The following is a 671-nucleotide window of genomic DNA, read 5'->3' as shown; positions in this document are numbered from 1 at the left end:
GCGTAAGATCGGCATGGCGGATGCAAGATCGTTGCGGATGGTGGTGGCAGCGACCCCCGCTTCGCCCATGGCATGGCTGATCTGATCCAGGCCAACTACGACGTCGCCGGCAGCATAAAGCCCCGAAACATCCGTCCTCTGGTGGGCATCGACCTTCACGCAACCCTCCTCGGTCAATGTTGCGCCTGCCGACGCCGCTAACTCCGAATGAACCTCCGACCCCAATGCGGGATAAATGGCATCGAACGTCATGAAATGTTCGCCGACCCAGAAGTGGATTCGGCTTGGGTCGAGAACAAAATCCTTAGGCCGCCCCCCGACGATCGTGACACCGATCGTCCTGACACGGTCCAAGTCCAGGTCGGTCAACTCTGATCTGTCGTCCAGAACCAGCGTGACACGATCGGTGAACGATCTCAAAAAGATGCACTCGCTTAACGCACGGGCATCGCGGCCAATGACGGCCACGTCCTGGTCCGTCACCTCGTAACCGTCGCACACGGGGCAGTACCGCAGTTGCCCGCGGCGCAGCGCATTTGCGTGAAGGTCTTCTGGGATCGCGGGACGCCTGTTAGTCACGCCCGTTGCGAGAAGGACGGATCGCGCGCTCACGAGGGAAGCGCCCACCTCAGCCTGAAAACCATCGTCGGCGGCCTGGAGTCGATCGATGT

1 protein-coding gene is annotated in these 671 nt (G+C 60.8%); it reads right to left on the bottom strand.

Annotation, left to right across the window (positions count from 1 at the left end):
- Positions 1 to 612, bottom strand: a 612-nt coding sequence (locus AC1DVA_RS28945; protein ID WP_476808211.1) for an NAD(P)/FAD-dependent oxidoreductase, incomplete at its 3' end; no start/stop codon positions are given.
- Positions 613 to 671: the final 59 nt, after the last annotated feature.

The sequence above is a fragment of the Allobosea sp. P4_C6 genome, from assembly GCF_056402015.1.
The sequence above is the reverse complement of the archived record's forward strand: the minus strand, read 5'-3'. Positions and strand labels throughout refer to the sequence as shown.